Source organism: Bradyrhizobium sp. MI1.3 (genome assembly GCF_055811695.1).
The window spans coordinates 1-24242 of record NZ_JBVVPQ010000032.1 but is presented as its reverse complement, the minus strand read 5'-3'; the positions used below and the strand labels follow the sequence as shown (position 1 = coordinate 24242).

Genomic DNA, 24242 nt, shown 5'->3' with positions numbered 1-24242 from the left:
GGCTGGGCGAATTCGGCTTTACGCCGGAATTGGCCCTCATTATCAGAATCAGGACAATCTCCTTGGGCCGCGAGCGATGGGCTGTTCGCGGGAGGAGGGCGCGCTGTGACCGCCCGCCGGAATTGAGAGAGCAATGAGCGTGACTTCAGGAACGAAAACTGAGAGCGGCGTCGGCGAAACGATCCGGGTCGTGATCCACGCTCTCCTGATCGCGCTGGTGATCCGCACCTTCCTGTTTCAGCCGTTCAACATCCCATCCGGCTCGATGAAGGCGACGCTGCTGGTCGGCGACTATCTGTTCGTCTCGAAATATTCCTACGGCTACAGCCACTATTCGATCCCGTTCTCACCGCCGCTGTTCTCGGGGCGGATCTGGGGCTCGGACCCGAACCGCGGCGACATCGTCGTATTCCGCCTGCCGAAGGACGATTCCACCGACTACATCAAGCGCGTGATCGGCCTGCCCGGCGACCGCATCCAGATGCGGGACGGGCTGCTCTACATCAACGACACGCCGGTCGAACGGCAGCGCATGAGCGAATTTGTCGGCGAGGACCCCTGCGGCGCCGAAGGCAGCGGCGTCTCCCGGGTGAAGCGCTGGAAGGAAACGCTGCCGAACGGCGTGTCCTACGAAACGCTGGACTGCGCCGACAACGGCTACGTCGACAACACCAACGTCTACACCGTGCCGACCGGCCACTTCTTCATGATGGGCGACAACCGCGACAACTCCACCGACAGCCGCTTTCTCGGCCAGGTCGGCTACGTGCCGCAGGAGAATTTGATCGGGCGCGCCCAGATGATCTTCTTCTCGATCGCCGAAGGCGAGCATGCATGGATGTTCTGGCGCTGGCCGTGGGCGGTGCGCTGGAATCGCTTCTTCAAAATCGTCCGATGAAAGACGAAGCCAAGGACATCGCGACCCTGCCGACCGAGGCGCAAGCGGGCCCCGACGGCGAAGCTGCGACCAAGAGCCTTGAGAGCAAGACGCCTGAAAACAAGACGCCTGCAAAGAAGAAGCGGGTGCGGAGCAGCAAGGCCAGGGGCTCGGATGCGAACGCGGGGCTCGAGGCACGCATCGGCTACAGCTTTGCCGATCCGAACCTTTTGATACAAGGCATCACGCATGTCTCCGCGTTGAAGTCCGGGCGCAAGCGCGGTGACAGCTATCAGCGCCTGGAATTCCTCGGCGACCACGTGCTCGGGCTCGTCGTCTCCGACATGCTCTATCACGCCTTCCCGAACGCCGACGAAGGCGAGATGTCCAAGCGACTTGCCGAACTGGTGCGCAAGGAGAGCTGCGCCGATGTCGCCAAGTCGCTCGGTCTGCTCGACGACATCAAGCTCGGCTCGGTCGGCTCCAGCGCCGACGCGCGCCTGCGCAAGAGCGTGCTCGGCGATATCTGCGAGGCCGTGATCGGCGCCGTCTTCCTCGATGGCGGCTACGCGGCGGCGGCCGATTTCGTCAAGCGCAACTGGACCGAGCGCATGCACAAGCCGCGGCGTCCGTTGCGCGATCCCAAGACCGTTCTCCAGGAATGGGCACAGGGCAAGGGATTGCCGACCCCCGTTTACCGCGAGGTCGAGCGCACCGGCCCGCATCATGATCCGCAATTCCGCGTCGCGGTCGATCTGCCGGGGCTGGCGCCGGCGGAAGGCATCGGCGGCAGCAAGCGCGCGGCAGAGAAAGTGGCAGCTTCAGTGATGATCGAACGTGAAGGCGTTGGCGGCGGCAATGACGGTTGAAGCAAGCGGCGAGGCGCCCACTGCTACGCGCTGCGGCTTCGTCGCGCTGATCGGCGCGCCCAACGTCGGCAAATCCACGCTGGTCAATGCGCTGGTCGGGGCCAAGGTCACGATCGTCTCGCGCAAGGTGCAGACCACGCGCGCGCTGATCCGCGGCATCGTGATCGAGAACAATTCGCAGATCATCCTGGTGGATACGCCCGGAATCTTCCTGCCCAAGCGCCGGCTCGACCGCGCCATGGTCTCGACCGCCTGGAGCGGCGCGCATGACGCCGACCTCGTGTGCGTGCTGCTGGATGCCAAGGCCGGCATCGACGAGGAAGCCGAGGCGATCCTCACCAAGGTCGCCAGCGTCAAGCACGAGAAGATTTTGGTCATCAACAAGGTCGACCTGGTCCAGCGCGAGAAGCTGCTGGCGCTGGCGCAGGCCGCCAACGAGCGCATGGCCTTCGCACAGACGTTTATGATCGCGGCGATCTCCGGCGACGGTGTCGACGACCTCAGGCATACACTGGCCGAGATCGTGCCGCCGGGGCCGTTCCTCTATCCCGAAGACCAGATGTCGGACGCGCCGATGCGGCAGCTTGCGGCCGAGATCACCCGCGAGAAGATCTTTCGCAAGCTGCACCAGGAATTGCCCTACCAGTCCACCGTCGAGACCGACAAGTGGGAGGAGCGCAAGGACAAGTCGGTGCGCATCGAGCAGACGATCTTCGTCGAGCGCGAAAGCCAGCGCAAGATCGTGCTCGGCGCGGGCGGCGCCACCATCAAGTCGATCGGCGCGGACTCGCGCAAGGAGATCGGCGAGATCCTGGGCGTGCCGGTGCACCTGTTCCTGTTCGTCAAGGTGCGCGAGAACTGGAGCGACGATCCCGATCGCTACCGCGAGATGGGCCTGGAATTTCCCAAAGAATAACCAAGAAAAGATCGGTCGGCGATGAGCGTACCCAGCAACGTACGGCGCTTCGAAGCGTTGCTCTATGCATCGTTGATGCTGGATGCCTTGTCGGTGGCGGTGCAGGACCGCACGCCGACTGCCGAGATGACCGAACAGATGATCATGACGTCGTCGCTCCTTGCCGGCGGCATGATCCTGCTGCTGGTTTATTTCGTCCGGCTGGCCGCGCGCGGGCGCAAGAACTGGCCGCGCTGGGTGCTGGCGGCAGCACTCGTACTGTCGGTGATCTCGCTCGGCCAGATCATCGGCGAGAAGGGCATGGAACTCGACAGCGCCATCGAGATCGTCTCCTGCGTGCTGACGGCGATGGGATTGTATTTCTCGTTCCGCGGCGACGCGCAGGGCTGGTTCAACGCGTGAGGCCGCGTCGGGTGGATTGGCGCGCAATCCCGCCAATCCACCCTACGATTGAAGACCGGAATCCGCTAGACTTCACCCATGGAATGGACCGACGAAGGCATCGTGCTGGGGGTGCGGCGGCATGGCGAGAGCAGCGCCATCGTCGAGCTGCTGACCCGTGCGCACGGCCGCCATCTCGGTCTCGTCCGCGGCGGCGCCGGCTCGCGGATGCGGCCGCTGCTGCAGCCCGGCAACAGCCTCAGCGTGGTGTGGCGGGCGCGGCTCGACGAGCATCTCGGCACCTATGCCATCGAGGGCCTCAAGCTGCGGGCGGCGACGCTGCTGGGATCATCCCACGGAGTCTACGGCATCACCCACCTCGCTTCGATCGCACGGTTGCTGCCGGAGCGCGATCCGCACGAAAACCTCCTGGCGCTGCTCGAACATTCGCTGGACGATTTCGACGACATCGGCAGCGCCGCCGTACACGTGATCCATTTCGAACTGGCAATGCTCACCGAGCTCGGCTTCGGGCTGGCGCTGGAAAACTGCGCCGTAACCGGAGAGACCACCGACCTGATCTACGTCTCGCCCAAATCCGGCGGCGCGGTGTCGCGCGGGGCGGGCGAACCGTGGCGCGACCGGCTATTGCGGCTGCCGCCGTTCCTGCGCCAGGGCGAGGTGCAGGGCGACCTCACCGACGAGGATCTTCAGGACGGCTTTCGACTGACCGGCCTTTTCCTGTTGCGCCACGTGCTGGAGCCGCGCGGGCAAGGCCATTCCGACGCGCGGGCAGGCTTCATCAGCGCGTTGACGCGGCAGCAGGCAAAGGCCGCGATTCCCGCGCCATGAGCCAAACGCGGCTCTGCATTGTCGCAATATGTCGGCCCGCCGTGGAACGAAATCGGGTTTCCCTGACTTGCCCCCGGGGTTCCAACCGGGGATATCCTGATGCTGATCAAGGGACTTGTGATATCGGCAGCGCTGATCGCGCTGGCGCCGGACGCTCTCGCGGGTGAGCAGCCGGGCGTCTTTCGCCGTGCCTCCTGTACCGTCGTCAGATTCTATGTGGCCAAATATTCTGCTGTGGCAGCAGAGGCATGGGCCCGGTCCAAGGGCGCGACGGAGGCCGAGATCGAGACGGCCCGGCGGTGCCTGACCAATACCCCGGCCACCACGCAGGCCAAAAACGCCCAACCCACCCAGACCTTCACCGCAGGCTGGGCCGGCCAGTAGGCCGCCCACAGGGAACCAATCGATCCTTGCCCGATTCGCTCCCACGGTTTAACCGGGCGGCATGGGAAAACGATTGATTCCGCCGGAGGAACCGGCCGAAATTCACGAGGTGCCGCTGCGTGAGGCGCTGGAAGAGCGCTATCTCGCGTACGCGCTCTCCACCATCATGCACCGCGCACTGCCCGATGCCCGCGACGGCCTGAAGCCGGTGCATAGGCGCATCCTCTATGGCATGCGCCTGCTCCGGCTCGATCCGGGCACGGCTTTCAAGAAGTCCGCCAAAATCGTCGGCGACGTGATGGGCTCGTTCCATCCGCACGGCGACCAGGCGATCTACGACGCCATGGTGCGTCTCGCTCAGGATTTCTCCTCGCGCTACCCGCTGGTCGACGGCCAGGGCAATTTCGGCAATATCGACGGCGATAATCCCGCCGCCTATCGCTACACCGAAGCGCGCATGACCGACGTCGCGCGGCTTCTGCTCGACGGCATCGATGAGGACGGGGTCGAGTTTCGTCCCAATTACGACGGCCAGTCCAAGGAGCCGGTGGTTCTTCCGGGCGGCTTCCCGAACCTGCTCGCCAACGGTGCGCAAGGTATCGCGGTCGGCATGGCGACCTCGATCCCGCCGCACAACGCCGCCGAGCTCTGCGAGGCCGCGCTGCATCTGATCGAGAAACCGGACGCGAAATCCAAAGCGCTGCTGAAATGGGTCAAGGGTCCGGATTTCCCGACCGGCGGCATCTGCGTCGATTCCAAGCAGGCGATCGCTGAAGCCTACACCACCGGCCGCGGCTCGTTCCGCGTCCGCTCCCGATGGGAGCAGGAAGAGGGCGCGCGTGGCACCTGGGTCGTTGTCGTCACCGAGATACCCTTTCTGGTGCAGAAGTCGCGGTTGATCGAGAAGATCGCCGAGCTGCTCGACCAGAAGAAGCTGCCGCTGGTCGGCGACATCAGGGACGAGTCGGCCGAAGACGTCCGCATCGTGATCGAGCCGAAGTCGAAGAACGTCGATCCCGCGCTGATGATGGAATCGCTGTTCCGGCTGACCGAGCTCGAAAACAAGATTCCGCTGAACCTGAACGTGCTGATCAAGGGCCGCGTCCCCAAGGTGGTGGGGCTCGCTGAGTGCCTGCGCGAATGGCTCGACCATCTGCGCGACGTGCTGATCCGCCGGACCAACCATCGCAAGGCCGAGATCGAGCGCCGGCTGGAGATTCTCGGCGGCTTGCTGATTGCCTATCTGAACATCGACGAGGTGATCAGGATCATCCGCAACGAGGACGAGCCGAAGCCGGCGCTGATCAAGGCGTTCAAGCTCACCGAGGTGCAGGCCGAAGCCATCCTCAACATGCGGCTGCGCAGCCTGCGCAAGCTCGAGGAGATGGAGATCCGCACCGAGGACAAGGATCTGCGCAAGGAGCTGAAGGGGATCGAGGGACTGCTGGCGTCCGAGCCCGAGCAGTGGAAGAAGGTCAGTGAGCAGGTCGCCAAGGTCCGCGACATGTTCGGGCCGAAGACGCCGCTCGGCAAGCGCCGCACTACTTTTGCCGATGCGCCCGAGCACGATCTCGCCGCCATCGAGGAGGCCTTGGTCGAGCGCGAGCCGGTGACCGTCGTCGTCTCGGACAAGGGCTGGATCCGCACCTTGAAGGGTCATGTCGAGGATCTCTCGGGGCTTGCCTTCAAGCAGGACGACAAGCTCGGCTTTGCCTTCTTCGCCGAGACCACGTCCAAGCTGCTGCTGTTCGCCACCAACGGCAAATTCTACTCGCTCGATGTCGCAAAGCTGCCGGGCGGTCGCGGTCATGGCGAGCCGATCCGCCAGTTCATCGACCTGGAGCCGGAGGCCGCTCCCGTCGTGCTGTTCGTCAACAAGGGCGGACGCAAATTCCTGGTCGCGAGCCACGAGGGCCAGGGCTTTGTCGTCAACGAGGACGACTGCGTCGGCACCACCAAGAAGGGCAAGCAGGTCCTCAACGTCGATATGCCGAACGAGGCGCGCACGGTCACCGAAGTGCTCGGCGACACCGTCGCGGTCATCGGCGAGAACCGCAAGATGCTGGTCTTCCCGCTCGACCAGGTGCCGGAGATGGCCCGCGGCCGCGGCGTTCGCTTGCAGAAATACAAGGACGGCGGCCTCTCGGACGTCGTCGTGTTCGACGCCAAGGCGGGGCTGACCTGGAAGGACTCCGCGGGCCGCGAATTCTCCGCGACCATGAAGGAGCTCGCCGAGTGGCAAGGCACCCGCGCCGATGCCGGCCGCCTGCCGCCGAAGGGATTCCCGAAGTCGAACAAGTTCGGCAGGGTGATCGGGTAGGGCGCAGGCCGTCGCCGAACGACAGTGTCATGCCCCGCGTAGGCGGGGCATCCAGTACGCAGCGACCTCTCGGCTCAATCATAGCTTTCTCTGGAATACTGGATCGCCCGGTCAAGCCGGGCGATGACAGCCAGGGTGTAGCGCGCAAACGCGCGGCAGATAGCCGTGAGCGCATGAGTGCCTTCCTCGAACGGGCACGAACATTGCCTTTTCCTGGCGACAGCAAACAGCTGGTCAAAAGGCAAAAGGCACCAATGTCCAAACTGAAGGCTTTCATTCCAGCGCTGTTCGCGTTGGCGCTGACCGCGCCGCCGGCGCATGCGGCGGGTAATCTCGTCGCGGTGCTCGAGGCGGAGATCGTCACGCTCGATCCGCATTTCTCGACGGCCTATATTACGCGCACGTTCGGCTACATGGTGTTCGACACGCTGTTTGCGAAGGATTCCAAAGGCGAGATCAAGCCGCAGATGGTGCAGGACTGGAATGTCTCGGCCGATGGCCTGACCTACAGTTTCACGCTGCGCGACGGCCTGAAATGGCATGACGGCCAGCCGGTCACGGCCGCCGATTGCGTCGCTTCGCTACGCCGCTGGGGCACCCGCAGTGCGCTCGGCCGCCGCATCTTCGCGATCACGACCTCGCTCGAGCCCACCGACGCAAAAACCTTCGTGCTGACGCTGAAGGAGCCATCTGGTCTCGTCATCGATGCGCTCGGCAATCCCGTCAGTCCGGTCGCCTTCATGATGCCTGAGCGCATTGCCAAGACGCCTGGCGACCGGCGCATCACCGAGATCGTCGGCTCCGGCCCGTTCGTCTACAGCATGGCCGATCACCGCACTGGCGATCGCATGGTCCTGAAGAAGTTCGCCGACTACGTGCCGCGTCCCGAGCCTGCCGACTTCCTCGCCGGCGGCAAGCGCGTCAACATCGACACACTCGAGATCCGCGTCATTCCAGATGGTGCGACCGCAGCCTCCGCGCTGCAGGCCGGCGAAGTCGATTTCATGCAATACGCGCCATTCGATCTGCTGCCGACCATGGAGAAGAACTCACGGGTCAAGCTCGTCAATTTCACCGGCGGCAACATGTTCGCGGGCGCCTATCGCCTCAACGCCGCATCGAAGCCGTTCGACGATCCCGCCATCAGGCGCGTGCTGTGGAAGCTGGTCGATCAGCGCGAGGTGCTGGACGCACTCGGCCTGGACGCCAAATACGCGGCCCCTTGCGCGACATACTTCACCTGCGGCACCACCTATGACAGCAAGGCCGGCACCGAGGCCGCGGTGAGCCCGTCGATCGAGGCGGCGAGGGCGGCACTGAAGGCGACGAAATATGCCGGCGAGCCTGTTATCGTGATGGAGGCGAACGATCTCGAAGCCCCGCGCGTCTCGGCGCAGGTGCTGGCCGAGCGGCTGAAGCAGGCCGGTTTCACCGTCGATCTCCAGGTGATGGACTGGGCGAGCGTGCTGGCACGCCGCGCCAAGAAGGAGGGCTGGAGCGTCTACGGCGTTCACGCCGGCGGCTTCGACCTCGGCTCGCCCTTGACCAACGTCATGGTCGCCTTCAACTGCGCCGACTTCACCGGCTGGCAGTGTGACGCGCGCATCACGCCGCTGATGGAGGCCTTTGCCAAGGCGCCCGCCGAGGGGGATCGCAAGAAGATCGCAGGCGAGATCCAGGCCGTCATGTACGATCAGGCACCCGCAATACCGTGGGGCCAATTCGCCCAGCCTGCCGCCTCTCGCGCCAGTTTGCGCGGTCTGATACCGTCAGCCATCCCGGTGTTCTGGAACGTTGAGAAGTAGCCCGATGTACGATGTCATTGTTGTCGGCGGCGGCTCCGCCGGCGCCGCCGTTGCGGCGCGGCTCTCGGAAGATCCCGCACGGCGCGTCCTGTTGCTCGAAGCGGGGCTGGACTGGCGCGCCGACGAGGCGCCCTGGGAAGTGATGACGCCAAATCCCATCCCGATCATTCACAAGCGCGAGTACCAGGAGAAATGGCAATGGCCGGATCTTCTGACGCGCCGTGTGGCCGGCCAGGAGCCGCGCTTCTACTGGCGCGGCAAGGGGCTCGGCGGCTCGTCGATGATGAACGGCCAGATCGCCATCCGCGGCGTCGCCGCTGCGTTCGACGAATGGGCCGCCAATGGCTGCACCGGCTGGTCGGCGAAGGACGTCATGCCGTTGTTCTCGGTGATCGAGGATGATCTGGAATTCGGCGACACTGCCGGCCATGGCCGCGGCGGACCGCTGCCGGTCTATCGCGCGCCGCCGGACAAATGGGGACCGATCGATCGCGGCTTGCGCGATGCGGCGCTGGCGAGCGGCCATCCCTGGTGCGCCGACGTCAACGGCCCGGACGGCGAGGGCGCCGCCTGCTATCCCATCAACAGCCGCGACAGCCGCCGCATCACCACGAACGAGGGTTATCTGGAGCCCGCGCGGGGCCGCGCCAATCTGGAAATTCGCGGGCATGCGCTGGTCGACCGCGTGCTGATCAGCGACGGCCGGGCGACCGGCCTTCGCGTTCACATCGAGGGGCAGGGCACCAGCGAGATCAGCGCGCGCCAGATCGTGCTGTGCGCCGGCGCCATCCACAGTCCGGCAATCCTGCTGCGCTCGGGCATTGGACCTGCGGATGAGCTGAAGGCGATGGGGATCGCGGTCGAGCGCGACCTGCCGGTCGGTCGGCACTTCTTCGACCACCCGCTGTTTCGCGCCACGATCCAGCTCCACGAAAATCTGCGGCCCACAGATCCCGACACCCGCCACACCAATTGCTGCGTGACCTATTCGTCGGGCCTCGCCGACGGAGGCAAGCGCGACATGATCATGATCGCTTTCAATCATCGCGGCATCGGCGTGCCGGGGGCCATCGGCGCCGGGCTGTTCAACGCGTATTCGCGTGGCACGCTCAAGCTGGCCTCGACCGACCCCGCGATCGATCCTGTCGTCGAGGAGAACATGCTGGCCGATCCCCGCGACATGCTGCGCATGATGGATGCGGTGAAGCGGCTAGCCGTGATCACCGCCCAGCCGGCGCTATCAGGCATCACCGATTGGATCCGGCTCGCCGACACCGATCTGACGCTGCAGCAAGCCGCGGCCTTGCCGGATCACGAGCTCGACGCGCTGCTGCGCCGTGAGACCGGCGACATCCAGCACGCCGCCGGCAGCTGCCGCATGACTGGTGTCAACGACGCCGACGGCGTGGTCAACCCTGACGGCACGGTGAAGGGTATCGCGGGCCTGCGCGTCGCCGACGCCTCGATCATGCCGTCGGATTGCCGGGCCAACACCCACTTCACGACGGTGGTGATCGGGGAAGCGATTGCGCGGATGATGATGCGGTAGAGCGAAAACGACAGTGTCATGCTCCGCGAAGGCGGGCATCCAGTACTCCGAGGCGCCGCTGGGTTCGCACAATGCCGCCGTTGAATACTGGATCGCCCGCCTTCGCGGACGATGACACGGAGAGTGGGCTAGACTAGTCGTCGCGCCGATACACGTTTCAAACAACGGACGAGCGTTCGCCCTCTCGCGGCGCGTTCCGCCCGAGTTTTGCGTCGGCGCATTGCCCTCGTTGAGACAAGGGCGCAGGGAAGACCGGGCGCCGGCTGGCACCCGCAGATCCGTGGGCGATAGAAATGCACACGGGGTGGATCACAGGTTCGCCGGATCGCCCGGCCTTCCCTGCGCGATGGTTTTAACGTGTCCTTCGTGCTCTCCCCGGGGAGCGATGCACTATTGCCCCCGTCGCCATGCAGATGACTGATGCGCGCGCCCGGTCGGGCCGCCACATCACCGCAGGACTTGACGCACAGACCCCGGGCGTCAGGACCACACGACTTGTTCGTCCGCGCACGTCTTCGCTGGAACTTCGAGTGCTGGCGTGTGCTCACACCCGAGGCCATGCGAAAACGCTTTCGGCGTCGTGTCGTAGGCACGAAAGCCATTGCTCACAGCCGAAGCCGCCCTGCAATGCCGATCGTACTCGACGCCGTCGCGTCCATCGCTACCCAACCCGCGGTTCGTGACGATCGCGATCCGCCCCTTGTCTCGGGCCAGGGTGTGTCGCTTATACGTCAAATCCGAATTTCGGTAAAGTGGAATATTTTGCGAGGTGGGCTTGACAGGGAGAGTGGCGTAAGTGGTCGGCTGTTTTGCCCGACGGGCATGCGGGGGCGAGGGTGACGGCTTTCGCCCAAGGCGTGTGCCAAGAGACGCTAGCGTTTGAGGGCAGAGCGGAAGTCGTTCGGCTCGGTCAACGAAACTGTTGAAGTTTGTAGCTAGATCCATCTGCCCACCTCGATGGATCAGCCGGCGGCCTTGCAAAGCCACTGGGAACTTTGCCAAGGCCTCGTCGTTCCCGTGAGCGGGGCGAACGCAGGCAGAAGCTATGAAATGGATGCTGGTGGTTTTGGTAAGCGGCGTCTCGCCCGTCAACACCGATCTTGTGTTCGACAAGTTCAGTGATTGTCTCGCCGCTGAAGAGCAAATGCGACAGCACTACGCTGATGCCTTCGAGGCGTGGGATCGCATGGCTGCGGCAAGGATCGACCGGCGCAGGGACTACAAGAAAGCTCGCGATGTCGAAGCTAAACGACTGCTGAGCAACGTTGGGACGTGTGTCCCGCATGGTGGCGGCGATCAGCAGCCGGTCAATGCTCAGCAGCAGCAACCCCCCGCTACGTCATCGCAGCAGCCGGAAACGAAACCGTCGCCACCGCAGCCGGGGCCACGGAGTTAGCGGCAGCGATGCCGGCTTGTGGTCGATAGCAGCCGCCATGCAACTCTGACGGCTTAGTGACGCCTTCCATTGGCAAACCGGACGCGACGAACCAATGACTCCGCGTCCTAAATCACCCCCGCCAGCCGCAGCGCCACACCAGCCGCGCAGCTGCCGGCCAGCACCGTCAACATCCCCAGCTTGAATCGGAAGATCGCGGTTGCGGCCGCGATCGACAGCACGAGCGCAGGGATATCGACGCTGGTCAGGACCGGCATGTCGAAGGCAAACGGGAAGGTGTGCACCGGCACGGTGTCGCGGAACAGCGTGTGCAGCGCGAACCAGATCGAGAGGTTGAGGATCACGCCGACGACGGCAGCGGTGATGGCACTGAGCGCACCGCCGAGGCCCTTGTTGCCGCGCAGCCGTTCGACGTAAGGGGCGCCTACGAAAATCCAGAGGAAGCAGGGCGTGAAGGTGACCCAGGTCGCGAGCAATCCGCCGAGCGTGGCCGCGAGCATCGGCGACGGGCCGCTGGCGTCGCGGTAGGCGGCCATGAAGCCCACGAACTGAAGCACCATGATCAGCGGGCCCGGCGTGGTCTCGGCCATGCCGAGACCGTCGAGCATCTCGTGCGGCTTGAGCCAGTGATAATGCTCGACCGCCTGCTGGGCGACATAGGCCAGCACTGCGTAGGCGCCGCCGAAGGTGACCAGCGCCATCTTCGAGAAGAACAGCGCGATGTGACTGAAGACATTGTCTTGTCCAACAGCGAGCAACAGCGCGATCACCGGCACCAGCCAGAGCGCAAGCCAGAGCGCGCCGACGCGAATCGCGCGCGCGGTGTTGGGGCGTACATGTTCGGGCACAGCGTCGCCGAGCATGCTGTCGATCACGGCGCTGCTGCCGGCAGAGCCGTGACCGGCCGGCGCGAATTCCGGACGGCCCTGTTTGGCGCCGATATATCCGATGATGCCGGCGGCGATGATGATGACCGGGAAGGGGATCGCGAAGAAGAAAATCGCGACGAAGGCGATCGCGGCGAGCGCGATCATGATGCGGTTCTTCAATGCGCGCTTGCCGACCCGCACCACGGCCTCGACGACGATGGCGAGCACGGCGGCTTTCAAGCCGAAGAACAGCGCCTCCACGAAGCTGACATTGCCGTAGGCGGCGTAGACGTAGCTCAGGCCCATGATGGCGATGATGCCGGGCAGAATGAACAGACCGCCAGCCATCAGCCCGCCGGCGGTGCGATGCATCAGCCAGCCGACATAGGTCGCGAGCTGCTGCGCTTCCGGGCCCGGCAGCAGCATGCAGTAATTGAGCGCGTGGAGGAAACGGGCTTCCGAGATCCAGTTCTTCTCCTCGACCAGGATGCGGTGCATGACCGCGATCTGGCCCGCGGGCCCGCCAAAACTCAGGCAGGCGACACGGAGCCAGACGCGAAACGCTTCACTGAAGCTGACGCCGTGACCGGCATCAGCTCCTGCTTCGATCGTACGCGTATCCATCAAGCCTTCGCCTTGTTGGTCGGCCAGTTGTGGGTCTCAGACGTAGCGTCACGGCACCAGCGATAGAAGGCGTCGTAGAGCAGCATGCCGGCTTCGAGCTGTTCGAGGTCGTCATCATACATCCGCGACAGCCCGAGCGAAGCTGCGAGCAGGCCGGGCGCCTCCGGCGCAAGGTCGGGCCGCCCGGTGTCGGCGCCGCGCACCAGCGTTGCCAGCCGGAGCAGCGCCGGCGCGGCAATCCCGAACTCCTCGATCATCACGTCGAAGGTGCAGAGCTCGCCACGGTGGCTCCAAAACACGTTCTCGATGTCAAAGGGGGCTGCGTTGAAGCGTTGCCCGACGGCCGCCACTTCCGAAGGCGCCACGAACAGGAACACGGCCGTAGGGTCGACGAAGCGGCGGATCAGCCAGGGGCAGGCAATGCGGTCGACCTTGGGCCGCGCCCGCGTGACCCAGACGGTTCGCCCCTTGGCGTCGCGCGGCGGCAGCTTGCGGGTGTCGACCAGCGGCAGTTTTGCCGCCTTCCAGCCTTCGAAGCCGCCCTCCAGCGTCTCGGCTTGCACGCCGAGCTGCCTGAGCCAGGCCGCCGTGCCCTGCGCGAGCTTTTCGCCGCGCAGGCACGAGACGATCGCGGAACGGCCGGCGAAGTTGGCGCCCCAGTCGGGAACATTTTCGTGGCTGAGCTTGATCGAGCCGGGGATCAGCCGCCGGTCGGCGGCAAAATCCTCGTCGGTGCGCACGTCGATCAGGACAGGGGCATTCGCCGTGCCGATCAGCCGTGCCATTTTTTCAGATGATATCGTCGTGTAGGAAGACATGATGCGCCCTCGTAAGAAGAAACGGGACGCGATACTTGGGCATGTCGCCTCGTGGGGAGATCGCTCAAATCCCCATGGCCTTCATTACACCGAAACGGCACCGACCTGTCAATCGGCTCATTCCGGCGATTTTGCCCAGAAGACTCGCAGGTCTATATTAGGGGTCAACGGCCCGGACCTTTCGGAGACTTTGCGATGCATTCCCATTCCATCGAACAATGGACCCATGACCACGCCTTTCTGGGCGACAAGCACGACGAGAACGAGCGGCGCACCTGGCTCGTGGTCGTGCTGACGCTGGTCATGATGGTCGGCGAGATCGTCGCCGGCTCGCTGTTCGGCTCGATGGCGCTGCTCGCCGACGGCTGGCACATGGGCACGCATGCGGCGGCGCTGGGGATTGCCGCATTCGCGTATCGCTTTGCGCGGCGGCACCTGGGGAGCTCGCATTTCAGCTTTGGCACCGGCAAATTCGGCGATCTCGCCGCCTTCGCCAGCGCGGTCATCCTCGGCCTGATCGCGGTCGAGATCGCCTATGAGAGCGTGCTGCGGCTGTTCACGCCGGTGTCGATCGTCTATGGCGAGGCCATCGCGGTCGCTGCCCTCGGCCTGTGCGTCAACCTCGCCAGTGCCTGGCTGCTCCGCGACAGCCACGATCACCACCATCATGGCCATGCGCATGATGATCACGATGATCATGACCACGATCATCATCATCACCACCACGACAACAATCTCCGCGCCGCCTATGTCCACGTAATGGCGGACGCAGCGACCTCGGTGCTGGCGATCGCCGCGCTCGTGGTCGCCATGTATTCGGGTTGGGCCTGGGCCGATCCGGCGGTCGGCCTGATCGGCAGTGCCGTGATCGCAAGCTGGGCGTTCGGCCTGATCAAGACATCGGGCGCGGTGCTGCTCGATGTGCGCGCCGACGAGAAGCTCGAGCGTGTGATCCGGGCGCGCATGGAGATCGGGGACGACCGCGTCACGGATCTGCATCTGTGGCAGGTCGGTCCCGGCCATTGCGCCGTGCTGGTGTCGGTGGTCTCGGACAAGCCGAAGCAGCCGGCGGTCTACAAGAAGCGGCTCGCCGGGCTGAAGGGCCTCAGCCATGTCACCGTCGAGGTCGAGACCTGCCCGCATTGAAGCGGTCTGCGGGAATTCTGCGAACTGGCCGGGGTTGACCCTCGGTCACAGCCGACAATGGCTGCAAGGGAGGAACGAATGACGCCAAGGATCATGCTCGCTCTCGCCGTCGCCGCGCTCGCTCTGTCCGGCCATGCGGCGCTGGCGCAATCGGAAAAGACCGGTGTCGAAAAGCTCTACGTGCTCAATTGCGGGGAGGGCACCGCCGGCGACATCTCGCGGTGGACGCCCGGCCTCAACGAAGGCAAGACGATGGACTTCGTCGACAGCTGCTATCTCGTCAAGCACGCCAAGGGCTGGTTCCTGTGGGACACCGGCATCGCCGACGCAGTCGCCGCGATGCCGAATGGTCTTGCGCCCGCGGATCCCAAGGCGGTGACCTGGCGGCGGCCGAAGACGCTTGCCGCCCAGCTCGAACAGCTCGGCCTCAAGCCGGATGACGTCAAGATGATGGCGGTCTCGCACACCCATCCCGACCACACCGGCAATGTCGAGCTGTTCCCGCAGGCCATGCTCTACGTGCAGAAGGCCGAGTATGACTGGCCCGGTGCCAACAACGAGCCGCGATTCAAGCCGTCGCATCCGGTCGAGCTGCTTGCGGGCGACAAGGACGTATTCGGCGACGGCAGCGTGACCATCCTGTCGACGCCCGGCCATACGCCGGGACACCAGTCGCTGCTGGTGAAGCTGCCGAAGACCGGCGCCGTGGTGCTGTCGGGCGATGCGGTGCACTTCAAAGACAACTGGGACAACCGCCGTGTGCCCAGCATGAACGCCAACAAGGACCAGAGCGCGGCCTCGATGCAGAAGATCGCCGACACCCTCGGCAAGGAGAAGGCGCAGCTCTGGATCAACCACGACAAGATCCAGCGCGACAGCCAGAAGATGTCGCCGGAGTTTTACGACTAGCTTCCCGAGACGCCCCTGTTGCCACTACGGTGGCAGCAGGGGCGTGCTAGCGCCCTCGACAAGCTCCGCAACGGGAGACGATTGTGGGTGAGTGGGCCGGGGTTGCGATCGCGCTGGCGTCGAGCAGCCTTGGCGGCACGGCCGCGGCGATCACCCGCTATCTGGTCGGCGGCGCCGATCCGATCCTGCTCGCGATCCTGCGTTGGGGGATCGGCTTTCTCTGCCTCCTGCCGTGCGCGCTTCTGCTCGGCGTGCGCTGGCCGCAGCGGTCCGACTGGCCGGCCGTGGCGCTGCTCGGCATCTGCTTTTTCGGCGTGTTCTTCATCCTCTACAACATCGCGGTGTCCTACACGACCGCCGCGCGCGCCAGTCTCGCGCTGGCGACGCTGCCGCTCCACACCATGGTGGTCGGCGCCATCCTCGGCGTCGAGCGGCTGACGGCGCGCAAGATCATCGGTGTCGGCATCGCGGTGCTCGGCGTGGCGGCGGCGCTGGCCGCGGGCCTGGCGCAAAGCCCGCCCGAGGCCTGGCGTGGCGAGCTGATCATGACCGGTGCCGTGTTCTGCATGGCGTTCTACAACGTGCTGTCGCGGCCGCTGATGCAGCGCTCCAGTCCGCTCGGCTTTCTCACGGTCGGCATGGGCGCGGGCGCCGCCGTGCTGGTGCTGGCGGGTCTGGTGAAGGGGAGTTTCGCAGCGCTCGGGCAGTTCACGACGGGGCAGTGGATCGCCGGCATCTATCTCGGCATCGGCGGCGGCGCGCTCGCCTTCATCCTCTGGGTCATGGCGCTGGCGCGCGCGACACCGACCCGGGTCGCCAATACGATGACGGTCAACCCGATCGCCGCCACCTTGCTCGCCGCGCTGCTGATCGGCGAGCCGATCACGCCAAATCTCCTGATCGGGCTGGTCGCCGTGTTCGCCGGCATCTGGATCGCGACCAGTGAAACCAAGCCGGCCTAGCTGCGCGGTGCGGTCACGGCGGGCGGAATCGCGTCCGGCGCCTTCTTCGGCTTCAGCGAGCCGGCGTAGAAGGAGATCAGCCAGACCAGGATGATGGCGAGGAGATAGACACCCCAGGCCTGTGGCGGCGTGGTCGCCCAGCGCAAGAGGCCTTTGAATGTGCGGGGCGGGCGGGTGTCTTCGGTCATGCTCCGCTTGTGCGCGAAAGCTCCCGCCCGGTCAATCCGGCCGCGGTTGCGCGCGGATCATGAACAGCGCGGCCAGCGCCGAGAGGCTGAGCGCGGACGAGACGATCAGCACCTTGGCGCCCATGACATCGATGAGCAGGCCGAAGGCCAGCGGCGCCACGGCCTGCGCCATCCGTGCCGGCGCGCCGATGATGCCGAGGCGATAGCCGAAATCCTTGGGACCGAAGATCGACAGCGGCAGCGTGCCGCGCGCGATGGTCAGGATGCCGTTGCCGGAGCCGTGGAACAGCGCAAACGCACTGGCCGCGGCGCCTCCGAAGATCGCCACGACCACAGCGCCGATCGGGTGGGTGAGGCAGGCCAGTCGCGTCGACCACAGCGGATGAAAGCGGCTGAGGAAGCCCGCCTCCAGAACCCGTGCGGCCACTTGCGCGGGGCCGATCAGCGCACCGGCCGCGATCGCCTCGACCGGCGTCGCGCCGGTGGTCTCCAGGATGCGCGGGAAATGCGCGGCCATCGCGCCGGTGACAGTCCAGACTGCGGCGAAGACGAACGCGAGCAGGATCATGGTGCGGTCGAGCGGCAGATGCGGCTTCTCTGCCGCCGCCTTAGCTTGCCTGGCGCCCTTGATCGTCGGCAGCACAAAGAAATTCAGGGGCAGGCCGATCAGGATGTTGGCGACGGCCCAGGCGAAGCAGGTCTCGCGCCAGCCGATATGGGCAAGGCCCCAGGCGGTGAGCGGCCAGCCGACGGTCGATGCGAAGCCCGCCATCAGCGTGATGCCGGTGATCGGCCTGCGCGCCTCGGTGCCGTAGATGCGGCCGAGCGCGGCGAAGGCGGCGTCGTAAAGCCCCATCGCCATGCCGATGCCGAGCACGAGCCAGGCCATCGCCATCACCGCCACCGATTGCGAGAGGCCGAGCAGAACGAGACCGGCAGCGATCGTCAGGTTCGACACCGAGAGGACCTGCCGGCCGCCGACCAGATCGATCTGTCGCCCGATGCGTGGCCCGAGCAGCGCAGAGATCACCAGCGAGGCCGAGAACGCGCCAAAGACCCAGTTGGAGGAGATGCCGAGATCGCGCGCCATGGGATCGGCAAGCAGCGCCGGCAGATAGTAGCTCGAGGCCCAGGCCAGGGTCTGCGTGGTACCGAGCGCCAGGATGATCGGAAGCTGGCGCTGGCTCATATCCCCGTATTTCTGATCGGCCGTGTCATCATTCGCATTTGCGCCCGAGGCGGGGGGACGTCAACAGCGTCCGCGACATATGCGACCTGCCGCCGGTGGGAGCCTTGCCCGTGAGCGGAGCTTTGGCGGCGCAAGCTCCGCGCGCCGCCTTTCGCTCGTCACGAATGCACGGCATAATGGCGCATGCAATTGACCTCGCGCCTTGCGCTGATGAACTGGTTGGCCGGCCAGGGGCTCACCGGCCTGCCCGAACCCGAACTGCTGCGGGGCTTCTGCGAGCGCTGCCGCGCCGAGGGGCTGGAACTCTCGCGTGGGCTTGTCGTCATCGATACGCTGCACCCGATCTACGAGGGACGCGCCTTCCGCTGGAGCGATACGCCGACCAACGAGAGCGACGTGGTCGAATACGGCTCGACGGCCGAGGGCGACGCGGCCAACAATTGGCGCCGGTCGGTGTTCTATCATTTGCTCGAGCATGGTCACGACGAGATGGTGATCGATCTCGCCGACGCGCCCTCGCTCGATTTCTCGCAGATCGGCGAGCTCGCTGAAACGGGTCACCGCCATTTCCTGGCCTTTGTGCATCGCTTCGGGGAGACCGGAGCGCTCGGGCAGATGGATTGCCTCTACTCCTCCTGGACAACGCGACGCGACAGCGGCTTCGCCGAAGGCGAGCTCGCCGCGCTGCGCGATCTCGTGCCGGTGCTGGGGCTCGCGATCAAGTCGGCGCAGCAGGTCGACATCGCGCGCACGCTCGGCCGCGTCTATCTCGGACGCGATGCGTCAGAGCAGGTCTTGAGCGGACGCATCTCGCGCGGCGTCACCGAGCGCATCAACGCCGTGCTGTGGTATTCGGATCTGCGCGGCTCGACCGGAATCAGCGAGAGCATCGGCCCCGACGAGATCATCCCGTTCCTGAACGACTATGCGCAGGCCGTGATCGATGCCATCCACGACGCCGGCGGCGACGTGCTGAAGCTGATCGGCGACGGCGTGCTCGCGATGTTCACCGGCGAAGACATGGCGTATGCCCGGCGCGCGGCGCTGCGCGCCGAGCATCTATTCCGCAAGAACGTTGCAGCGCTCAATCTGCGGCGGGGCGCCGAGGGCCGTCCCACCACGTCCGCCTATATCGGCCTGCATGTCGGCGAGGTCTTCTACGGCAATATCGGCAGCGAGGACCGGCTCGACTTCACCGTGGTCGGTCCGACCGTGAACGAGGTCAGTCGCATCGCCTCGATGAGCCGTTCGGTCGATCGCGAGCTGCTGGCCTCGGCGGAGTTCTACAAGGGCCTCGATGCCGCCGGCCGCCGCTATCTCGTCTCCACCGGCCGCTACGCGTTGCGCGGCATCGGCCGCGCGCAGGATCTCTACACGCTCGATCCCGAGGTGGATGCGAGCGAGCCGGTGACGGGGAGCTACGAGCGGTATCTGGCGAATTAAATTCCGCGGTGCCCCCCAATGTCGTCCTGGCGAAAGCCAGGACCCATAACCACCGCCTGCAGTTTTGCGAAGACTCATAGTTGGCGATTTTTGCCAAACTTCTCCCTGGGGTAATGGATCCTGGCTTTCGCCAGGACGACGGCGGAGGAACTGCCTAACACCGCGCCACCGCCTCATCGCCCACCATGTCGGGCTGCCGGTCCAGGGCCACCGCGGGCGAGAGCCAGATCACCAGCGCCTGCACGCCGAACACGGCGGCGGCGAGATAGAGGCACGCTTCCGCGCTCCAGAGGCCGCCGACGATCGCACCCAGCGCCGAGCCGACCGGGCGGGCGCCGTAGCTCATGATGTTGATGGCGGAAACGCGGCCGAGCAGGCGAGGCGGCGTCACCGACTGGCGCAGCGTTGTGGTCGAGATCACCCACAGGATCGGCCCGACGCCGAGCAGGAAGAAGCTCAAGGCGGCAAGCCAGGGGGAGGGGACCAGCACCGTCAGCGCCATCACCATTGCGGCGACGAAGCCGGTGACGGGGCCAAGGCCGACCACCGTGCCGAACGCGACGCGCTTCATCACGCGCGTGGCGAACAGCGCGCCGATCACCATGCCGACACCGTACATCGTCAGCACGGTGCCGACGCCGACCGCGTTTAGGCCGAGGTGACGTACGGCGTAGGGCACGAACACCGCGATCTGCAGGAACCATCCGGTGTTGAAGATGAACTGGGTGATGAAGACCGGCCGCAGCAGCGGATGATGAAACACGAAGGCCGCGCCCTCGCGGATGTCCTGGAGCGGATGCCGCCGTGGCGCCGGCGTGCGGGCGGGCTCGTAGATGCCGGAGAGCAGCACGACGGCGATAGCCGAGAGCGCGGCCGCGAAGCCGAAGGCCGGGCTCGCGCCCCACCACCCCACCAGCGCGCCACCAAGCGCAGGCCCGCTGGCGAAGGCGATGGTGCGTGCAAGCTCGATCCGCGCATTGGCCGCCGGCAACAGGTCCGAACTCACCAGCGAGGGCACCAGCGCCGGCGCGGCCACGCTGTAGACGACGGTCCCGCACACGGCGGCGAAGCCGAGCAGAGCCAGCAGCGGCAGATTGAGCGCGCCGAGTGCGAGCAGCAGCACGATCGCTGCAAGGGCCGCGGCCCGCAGCGCCTCGGCGCCCGCCATCAGCGAACGGCGGGAAATGCGGTCGGCCAGCAGGCCGGCCGGGATGGCGAAGAGGACGAAGGGCAGGGTCAGCGCGGTCTGGAGCAGGCCGGTCTGGCCCTCGGCGACGCCGAGCGTCAGCACCGCGACGATGGGGGCCGCGGCCAGCGCGATCTGTTCGGCCGACTGTGCCGCCAGGTTCGACCAGGCGAGGCGGTTGAATGTCTCGGGGAGGCGAAGCGGATTTGACATGGCTCATTTCCTGCAAAGTCGGGTTGGCGCCGAGTATCTGCCTCGGAAGGCCGCCAAACCCACCCGCTTCCCGACAGGGGCGGCACATAGCGGCCGCCGAGGGACCGATGCGGCTAGATGCAGTTGCAAATGAGTTGCAATAAGGCTCGACTTCGGTATTCTCGCCCCATGGATGCTCGCTCTCCCGATCTGACCCGAGACGCCGCCGGCTGGCGCAATGATGCGCCTGCGACCAAGAGCCTGGCGGAGGTGAATGCCTCGGTCGCCCTCCCCATCGCGGGGGTGTGGTGGCGGCGCCTGCTCGCCTTTGTCGGCCCGGGCTATCTGGTCTCGGTCGGCTACATGGACCCCGGAAATTGGGCGACCGACCTCGCAGGCGGGTCCAAGTTCGGTTACACGCTGCTCTCGGTCATTCTGCTCTCGAATTTGATGGCGATCCTGCTCCAGTCGCTGGCAGCGCGGCTCGGCATCGTCACCGACCGCGACCTCGCGCAGGCCTGTCGCGCGACCTATTCGCCGGCGGTGAACTTCATGCTGTGGCTCGCCTGCGAGGCGGCGATCATCGCCTGCGATCTCGCCGAGGTGATCGGCACGGCAATTGCGCTAAAACTCCTGTTCGGCATTCCCCTGATCGGCGGCGCGCTGATCGCTGCGCTGGATGCTTTTTTGCTGCTCATCCTGATGAACCGTGGCTTCCGCTTCCTCGAAGCCTTCGTCATCGCACTGCTCGTCGTGATCGCTGTCTGCTTCACGGTCCAGCTTGCCGCGGCAGCACCGCCGGTGGCCGAGATGCTGAGGGGGTTCGTGCCGAAGACCGAGATCTTCACCAATCCCGAGATGCTCTACATCGCAATCGGCATCATCGGCGCCACTGTGATGCCGCATAATCTCTATCTGCACTCCTCGATCGTGCAGACCCGCGCCTATGAGCGCAACGACACCGGCCGGCGCGAGGCGATCAAATGGGCGACGACGGACTCGACCGTCGCCCTGATGCTGGCGCTGTTCATCAATGCCGCGATCCTGGTCGTGGCTGCCGCAACCTTCCACAAGAGCGGCCATTCTGACGTGGCCGAGATCGGCCAGGCCTTCGAGCTGCTGTCTCCGCTGCTTGGCCTCGGCATCGCCTCGACGCTGTTCGCGGTGGCGCTGCTCGCCTCGGGCCTCAATTCAACGGTGACGGCGACGCTCGCCGGACAGATCGTGATGGAAGGCTTTCTCGACCTGCGCCTGCCGAGCTGGGCGCGCCGGTTGCTGACGCGCGGCATCGCGATCGTTCCCGTGATCGTCGTCACCGCGATCTACGGCGAGCGCGGCACGGCTGATCTGCTGGTGTTCAGCCAGGTCGTGCTGTCGATGCAATTGCCCTTCGCCGTCATCCCGCTGGTCCGCTTTGTCTCCGACCGCCGCAAGATGGGCAAGTTCGTCATCCCGGCGTGGGTCGCGGCGATCGCGTGGATCGTTGCCGGCATCATCGTGGTTTTGAACTTGAAGCTGCTGGCGGATACGCTGTTCGGGTGAACACATCGCGGCTGTCGTCGTCCGGCTCGACCGGACGACCCAGTATTCCAGAGACGGTTGTGATTGACCCGAGAAGCCGCGGCGTACTGGATGCCCCGATTTCGCGGCACGACGGAGAGCTAATCCTGCGGCTCGGATGCCGCGTCGCCTTGCGCGTCGATGCGCAGCCAGCCTGACGGCGCGAGGCGCTGCTGCGGCAGGAAGCGGGCCTTGTAGTCCATCTTCTTCGAGCCTTCGATCCAGTAGCCGAGATAGACGTAAGGCAGTCCTTGCCGGCGAGCGCGGGCGATGTGGTCGAGGATCATGAAGGTGCCCATCGAGCGGCTGACTTCGCCGGGCTCGAAGAACGAATAGACCATCGACAGGCCGTCGCTGAGCACGTCGGTCAGCGCGACCGCGATCAGCTCCTCGCCGCGGCCGGTGATGCCGCTGTCGGGACCACGCTTGCGGTACTCGATGATGCGGGTCTCGACGTGGCTGTCCTCGACCATCATGGCGTAGTCCAGCACGGTCATGTCGGCCATGCCGCCGTGGCGGTGACGGGAATCGAGATAGGCGCGGAACACCGAATATTGCTCGGAGGTCGGCACCGCGCTGCGCTGCTCACCGATGATGTCGGCGTTGCGCGCGATCACCTTGCGGAAGTTGCGGGAGGGGCGGAACTCGTTGGCGATCACCCGGACCGAGACGCAGGCGCGACACTGGTCGCAGGCCGGACGGTAGGCGATGGATTGGCTACGACGGAAGCCGCCATGGGTCAGGAGGTCGTTGAGGTCACCGGCGCGCTCACCTACGAGGTGCGTAAACACCTTGCGCTCGTGTCGGCCCGGCAGATAGGGGCAGGGGGACGGCGCCGTGAGGTAAAATTGTGGGGTGTCGCGCGAGTGCTGGGTCAAGGGACGTCGTGGGCCTCCAAAATGTGCATCAGCATCGCGCTACAAAAGCCCCCGGTCAATCGGTCTACTCGGCAGGTCAGATCGGTCAGCATAGCGGGTCCAGGTTGATAGGTTCTTGATCCGGGTTGGTTGATCAGTAGGTCCTTTGATCAGTAGGTTCTGGCGCCCTGAGGCACCGGCGCACGAACGGAATTGTTGATCACGACCGTTCCCAGCACGAAATCCTGCAGCAAGCGCCTGCGGCCGTTGAACAGCCCGACCAGCACCACGAAGGGCGACAGGAACGAAACGGTCACCCAGAACAGCACGGCGTGGGTGGCGCCGAGCACGAAATAGCCGGGCGCGCCGTACCAGGTGCGGAGCTCCAGATCCATCACGCGCATGCCGATGGTCGCGGACGACGGACCGCCGATGCAGGCGCCGTAATAGACGATGGCCCAGATCACGGAGGCCGGCCAGGCTAGCCAGAACAGCGCCCAGCCGATGCCGAGCGTAACCACGCCGAACACCGCGATGAAGAGGTAGCCGAGGATCACCGGCACCGAGATCACGACCATGTCGATCAGGAAGGCGAACACCCGCCGCGTCGCAACGCCGCGGAACAGTTCTGGGTGCAGATAGGGATCATAGGCATGCGGCTGCGCCCCGCCGTCATTGCGCCAGGCATTGCCCGAGTCCGAATACGACATGACCGTTCTCCCGAGGGAAACTCCCGTGGCAGGACTCCCGTGGAAGGACATGGGAACAGGTCGTCCGCGCGCCAAGGGTGCCGACATTAACAAGCCGAAATATTCCGGCGATTCGGGGGCGGCGGTAGCCGGGAGAGAGGGAGCTGGCGCCACACCCCTCAGTGTCGTCCTGGCGAAAGCCAAGACCCATACCGCGTGATCTATCAAGAGCACGCGGTATCGACACCGGCGAACGTACCA

The 24242-nt window shown here is 65.4% G+C and carries 22 protein-coding genes; 15 read left to right on the top strand and 7 right to left on the bottom strand.

What is annotated here, in order from left to right:
* Positions 1-133 precede the first annotated feature (133 nt).
* The 10 genes from lepB to AC0L3A_RS22820 all read left to right on the top strand — a co-directional run bounded on the left by lepB (position 134) and on the right by AC0L3A_RS22820 (position 11349).
* Entirely contained in the window at positions 134-898 is a 765-nt protein-coding gene (lepB, locus tag AC0L3A_RS22865) for a signal peptidase I (protein WP_007603395.1), read from the top strand.
* Complete coding sequence (gene rnc, locus AC0L3A_RS22860) at positions 895-1746, top strand: ribonuclease III (protein ID WP_473255236.1); 852 nt, start codon at positions 895-897, stop codon at positions 1744-1746. Before lepB ends, rnc begins: the two co-directional genes overlap by 4 nt.
* Positions 1736-2662 carry a GTPase Era gene (era, locus tag AC0L3A_RS22855; protein WP_219684708.1) on the top strand — a complete coding sequence of 309 codons (927 nt, stop codon included), beginning with the start codon at positions 1736-1738 and terminating at the stop codon, positions 2660-2662. The genes rnc and era overlap by 11 nt, the downstream gene beginning before the upstream one ends.
* Before the next feature lie 21 nt (positions 2663-2683).
* Positions 2684-3064 carry a hypothetical protein gene (locus AC0L3A_RS22850; RefSeq protein WP_007603399.1) on the top strand — a complete coding sequence of 127 codons (381 nt, stop codon included), beginning with the start codon at positions 2684-2686 and terminating at the stop codon, positions 3062-3064.
* Between the two features lie 78 nt (positions 3065-3142).
* Entirely contained in the window at positions 3143-3895 is a 753-nt protein-coding gene (recO, locus tag AC0L3A_RS22845; RefSeq protein WP_007603400.1) for a DNA repair protein RecO, read from the top strand.
* Positions 3896-3994: 99 nt separating this feature from the next.
* The gene (locus AC0L3A_RS22840; RefSeq protein WP_219684707.1) at positions 3995-4279 is read left to right on the top strand and encodes a hypothetical protein; all 285 of its coding nucleotides are present in this window, start codon (positions 3995-3997) and stop codon (positions 4277-4279) included.
* Between the two features lie 61 nt (positions 4280-4340).
* The gene (parC, locus tag AC0L3A_RS22835; RefSeq protein ID WP_473255235.1) at positions 4341-6599 is read left to right on the top strand and encodes a DNA topoisomerase IV subunit A; all 2259 of its coding nucleotides are present in this window, start codon (positions 4341-4343) and stop codon (positions 6597-6599) included.
* Between the two features lie 254 nt (positions 6600-6853).
* Positions 6854-8404 (top strand): ABC transporter substrate-binding protein, encoded by a 1551-nt coding sequence (locus tag AC0L3A_RS22830; RefSeq protein WP_473255234.1) that lies wholly within the window; start codon positions 6854-6856, stop codon positions 8402-8404.
* A 4-nt stretch (positions 8405-8408) separates the two neighbouring features.
* Positions 8409-9953 (top strand): GMC family oxidoreductase, encoded by a 1545-nt coding sequence (locus AC0L3A_RS22825; protein WP_473255233.1) that lies wholly within the window; start codon positions 8409-8411, stop codon positions 9951-9953.
* Between the two features lie 1045 nt (positions 9954-10998).
* Positions 10999-11349, top strand: a complete 351-nt coding sequence (locus AC0L3A_RS22820; RefSeq protein WP_007603407.1) for a hypothetical protein — start codon at positions 10999-11001, stop codon at positions 11347-11349.
* A 107-nt stretch (positions 11350-11456) separates the two neighbouring features.
* Here the strand turns inward: AC0L3A_RS22820 and chrA are convergent, their stop codons facing one another.
* Entirely contained in the window at positions 11457-12842 is a 1386-nt protein-coding gene (gene chrA, locus AC0L3A_RS22815; RefSeq protein ID WP_473255232.1) for a chromate efflux transporter, read from the bottom strand.
* Complete coding sequence (locus AC0L3A_RS22810) at positions 12842-13660, bottom strand: chromate resistance protein ChrB domain-containing protein (protein WP_007603409.1); 819 nt, start codon at positions 13658-13660, stop codon at positions 12842-12844. Before AC0L3A_RS22810 ends, chrA begins: the two co-directional genes overlap by 1 nt.
* Before the next feature lie 195 nt (positions 13661-13855).
* Here AC0L3A_RS22810 and dmeF point away from each other — a divergent pair, with 195 nt between their 5' ends.
* From dmeF to AC0L3A_RS22795, 3 genes are all read left to right on the top strand, one after another.
* Entirely contained in the window at positions 13856-14806 is a 951-nt protein-coding gene (dmeF, locus tag AC0L3A_RS22805; RefSeq protein WP_354128884.1) for a CDF family Co(II)/Ni(II) efflux transporter DmeF, read from the top strand.
* 78 nt (positions 14807-14884) lie between these two features.
* A complete protein-coding gene (locus tag AC0L3A_RS22800) occupies positions 14885-15715 on the top strand; it encodes an N-acyl homoserine lactonase family protein (RefSeq protein WP_219684703.1) in 831 nt (276 codons plus the stop codon).
* 83 nt (positions 15716-15798) lie between these two features.
* Positions 15799-16677, top strand: a complete 879-nt coding sequence (locus AC0L3A_RS22795; RefSeq protein WP_354128886.1) for a DMT family transporter — start codon at positions 15799-15801, stop codon at positions 16675-16677.
* On the opposite strand, the gene AC0L3A_RS22790 is transcribed toward AC0L3A_RS22795, so the two are convergent.
* Both AC0L3A_RS22790 and AC0L3A_RS22785 read right to left on the bottom strand, forming a co-directional pair.
* A complete protein-coding gene (locus AC0L3A_RS22790) occupies positions 16674-16865 on the bottom strand; it encodes a hypothetical protein (protein ID WP_473255231.1) in 192 nt (63 codons plus the stop codon). The genes AC0L3A_RS22795 and AC0L3A_RS22790 overlap by 4 nt on opposite strands.
* A 31-nt stretch (positions 16866-16896) precedes the next feature.
* Positions 16897-18054, bottom strand: a complete 1158-nt coding sequence (locus tag AC0L3A_RS22785; protein ID WP_473255230.1) for an MFS transporter — start codon at positions 18052-18054, stop codon at positions 16897-16899.
* A 183-nt stretch (positions 18055-18237) separates the two neighbouring features.
* Here AC0L3A_RS22785 and AC0L3A_RS22780 point away from each other — a divergent pair, with 183 nt between their 5' ends.
* Positions 18238-19497 (top strand): adenylate/guanylate cyclase domain-containing protein, encoded by a 1260-nt coding sequence (locus AC0L3A_RS22780; RefSeq protein ID WP_219684701.1) that lies wholly within the window; start codon positions 18238-18240, stop codon positions 19495-19497.
* A gap of 154 nt (positions 19498-19651) precedes the next feature.
* Here the strand turns inward: AC0L3A_RS22780 and AC0L3A_RS22775 are convergent, their stop codons facing one another.
* A complete protein-coding gene (locus tag AC0L3A_RS22775; protein WP_007603414.1) occupies positions 19652-20896 on the bottom strand; it encodes an MFS transporter in 1245 nt (414 codons plus the stop codon).
* 168 nt (positions 20897-21064) lie between these two features.
* Here AC0L3A_RS22775 and AC0L3A_RS22770 point away from each other — a divergent pair, with 168 nt between their 5' ends.
* Positions 21065-22417 (top strand): Nramp family divalent metal transporter, encoded by a 1353-nt coding sequence (locus AC0L3A_RS22770; RefSeq protein ID WP_473255229.1) that lies wholly within the window; start codon positions 21065-21067, stop codon positions 22415-22417.
* A gap of 119 nt (positions 22418-22536) precedes the next feature.
* On the opposite strand, the gene AC0L3A_RS22765 is transcribed toward AC0L3A_RS22770, so the two are convergent.
* Together AC0L3A_RS22765 and AC0L3A_RS22760 are read right to left on the bottom strand one after the other, a co-directional pair.
* Positions 22537-23313 (bottom strand): arginyltransferase, encoded by a 777-nt coding sequence (locus AC0L3A_RS22765; protein WP_007603416.1) that lies wholly within the window; start codon positions 23311-23313, stop codon positions 22537-22539.
* Between the two features lie 149 nt (positions 23314-23462).
* Complete coding sequence (locus tag AC0L3A_RS22760; protein WP_007611123.1) at positions 23463-24002, bottom strand: RDD family protein; 540 nt, start codon at positions 24000-24002, stop codon at positions 23463-23465.
* Between the last annotated feature and the right edge of the window lie 240 nt (positions 24003-24242).

Coding starts and splice junctions, on each gene's coding strand:
- AC0L3A_RS22770 (WP_473255229.1), top strand. CDS start 21,065: ATGGATGCTCGCTCTCCCGATCTGACCCGAGACGCCGCCGGCTGGCGC.
- AC0L3A_RS22810 (WP_007603409.1), bottom strand. CDS start 13,660: ATGTCTTCCTACACGACGATATCATCTGAAAAAATGGCACGGCTGATC.
- AC0L3A_RS22780 (WP_219684701.1), top strand. CDS start 18,238: ATGCAATTGACCTCGCGCCTTGCGCTGATGAACTGGTTGGCCGGCCAG.
- AC0L3A_RS22820 (WP_007603407.1), top strand. CDS start 10,999: ATGAAATGGATGCTGGTGGTTTTGGTAAGCGGCGTCTCGCCCGTCAAC.
- AC0L3A_RS22850 (WP_007603399.1), top strand. CDS start 2,684: ATGAGCGTACCCAGCAACGTACGGCGCTTCGAAGCGTTGCTCTATGCA.
- AC0L3A_RS22760 (WP_007611123.1), bottom strand. CDS start 24,002: ATGTCGTATTCGGACTCGGGCAATGCCTGGCGCAATGACGGCGGGGCG.
- AC0L3A_RS22840 (WP_219684707.1), top strand. CDS start 3,995: ATGCTGATCAAGGGACTTGTGATATCGGCAGCGCTGATCGCGCTGGCG.
- AC0L3A_RS22800 (WP_219684703.1), top strand. CDS start 14,885: ATGACGCCAAGGATCATGCTCGCTCTCGCCGTCGCCGCGCTCGCTCTG.
- recO (WP_007603400.1), top strand. CDS start 3,143: ATGGAATGGACCGACGAAGGCATCGTGCTGGGGGTGCGGCGGCATGGC.
- AC0L3A_RS22785 (WP_473255230.1), bottom strand. CDS start 18,054: ATGAGCCAGCGCCAGCTTCCGATCATCCTGGCGCTCGGTACCACGCAG.
- era (WP_219684708.1), top strand. CDS start 1,736: ATGACGGTTGAAGCAAGCGGCGAGGCGCCCACTGCTACGCGCTGCGGC.
- rnc (WP_473255236.1), top strand. CDS start 895: ATGAAAGACGAAGCCAAGGACATCGCGACCCTGCCGACCGAGGCGCAA.
- AC0L3A_RS22790 (WP_473255231.1), bottom strand. CDS start 16,865: ATGACCGAAGACACCCGCCCGCCCCGCACATTCAAAGGCCTCTTGCGC.
- parC (WP_473255235.1), top strand. CDS start 4,341: ATGGGAAAACGATTGATTCCGCCGGAGGAACCGGCCGAAATTCACGAG.
- AC0L3A_RS22825 (WP_473255233.1), top strand. CDS start 8,409: ATGTACGATGTCATTGTTGTCGGCGGCGGCTCCGCCGGCGCCGCCGTT.
- dmeF (WP_354128884.1), top strand. CDS start 13,856: ATGCATTCCCATTCCATCGAACAATGGACCCATGACCACGCCTTTCTG.
- AC0L3A_RS22830 (WP_473255234.1), top strand. CDS start 6,854: ATGTCCAAACTGAAGGCTTTCATTCCAGCGCTGTTCGCGTTGGCGCTG.
- AC0L3A_RS22775 (WP_007603414.1), bottom strand. CDS start 20,896: ATGTCAAATCCGCTTCGCCTCCCCGAGACATTCAACCGCCTCGCCTGG.
- chrA (WP_473255232.1), bottom strand. CDS start 12,842: ATGGATACGCGTACGATCGAAGCAGGAGCTGATGCCGGTCACGGCGTC.
- lepB (WP_007603395.1), top strand. CDS start 134: ATGAGCGTGACTTCAGGAACGAAAACTGAGAGCGGCGTCGGCGAAACG.